Origin of the sequence: Vibrio nigripulchritudo ATCC 27043 (assembly GCF_000222685.1) — a bacterium.
GTDB lineage: Bacteria > Pseudomonadota > Gammaproteobacteria > Enterobacterales > Vibrionaceae > Vibrio > Vibrio nigripulchritudo.
Genome location: NZ_AFWJ01000205.1, coordinates 1 through 1,410 on the forward strand (window position 1 = coordinate 1; position 1,410 = coordinate 1,410).

Annotated in this window: 2 protein-coding genes; one reads left to right on the plus strand and one right to left on the minus strand. The window is 43.5% G+C overall.

Features of this window, described 5'->3' with window-relative positions:
* A partial coding sequence (locus RH89_RS29680; RefSeq protein ID WP_004403708.1) for a pilin occupies window positions 1-213 on the minus strand: 213 nt, incomplete at its 3' end.
* 485 nt (window positions 214-698) lie between these two features.
* On the opposite strand from RH89_RS29680, the gene RH89_RS15140 reads away from it, so the two are divergent.
* The coding region (locus RH89_RS15140; protein ID WP_004403711.1) for an NAD(P)/FAD-dependent oxidoreductase at window positions 699-1,410 on the plus strand (712 nt) is incomplete at its 3' end.

Sequence of the window (1,410 nt, forward strand, 5' to 3'; positions counted from 1 at the left end):
TTCAGGAAGATTGTGAAGACTTTCAGTTAGCGCTACCCCTCTTGCAAAGGTGTTTGCACTTCTTACTGCACTACCAGCACTCTCAATAATACTGGTCTTAGATTTGTCTACCACGTCCACATATCTTGGGGTCGCGAACGAAGCGAGCACCCCTAAAATGGCAATTACAACAATCATTTCCAAAAGGGTAAAACCACTCTGTGTTTTCTTCATTTCTTGGTCTGTTCTTTAATCGAGCATTAAGTTAGTAAGACGTAAAATGGTAGGCATTGAAGAAGAGTCGCTCAATATGAAAGCTTGGTAACAGTTAAACGAAATCAACCATACATAAAACAGAATTGATTGGTAAGGACGTGAAATACCGCAGAAAGAAATTGACGGGTTCGAATGGTGCAAAATCTCGTCAGTTAGTCGGGAAACCAGTGATTTCTTACAAACTTAAGTTGCCAAGATGATATGGGTCTTTATAATGCTTTTTGAAGATATTTTTGATAAATATCAAAAAAATTTGAGAGCAAGAAGATAACTTGCCCAAGTATTATGTGCTAGAGCACATTTTGATCCTATCCGTGATTGTATAAAAAGGGTCCCCTTCACTTCGTTGATATGAGGCTTTGAAAAAGCACTTAAGAATTCAATGCTTTGGCTTTGCATAAAAGCGAGAGCAAATATTTTTCATATTACATAGGAGTGTCGTTGTGACGCGTATTATTGTTGTTGGCGGTGGCGCAGGCGGACTTGAACTTGCGACCAAGCTAGGACGAACTTTAGGTCGAAAAGGGCGTGCAAACGTAACCTTAGTTGACCGTAAAGCCAGCCATTTATGGAAACCTCTTCTGCATGAAGTGGCAACCGGCTCTCTCGATGAGGGTGTGGATGCTCTAAGCTATCGTGCTCATGCAAAAAACCACCACTTTGATTTTCAAATGGGCAGCCTCAAAGACATTGACCGTGAGCGCAAAGTCATTTACCTGAGTGAACTGCGTGATGAGCAAGATGAACTTTTGATGCCTGAACGTGAACTGGAATACGACATTCTGGTGATGGCAATCGGCTCAACGTCCAACGACTTCAATACACCAGGTGTTCGAGACAACTGTATCTTCCTTGATAGCCCTGAACAGGCACACCGTTTCCGTACCGAAATGAACAACGAATTCCTGAAGCTGCACGCAAAAAGCGGTCAGGGCTCTGTAGACATTGCTATTGTCGGTGCCGGTGCAACGGGTGTTGAGCTTTCTGCTGAGCTTCATAACGCAGTGAAAGAATTGCGTACCTACGGTTTCGGCGACCTAGACTCAAGCAAACTGAACGTTAACCTGATTGAAGCGGGTGAACGTATTCTTCCTGCACTTCCTCCTCGTATTTCTGCGGCAGCGCATCAAGAGCTGACAAAGCTAGGTGTGAACG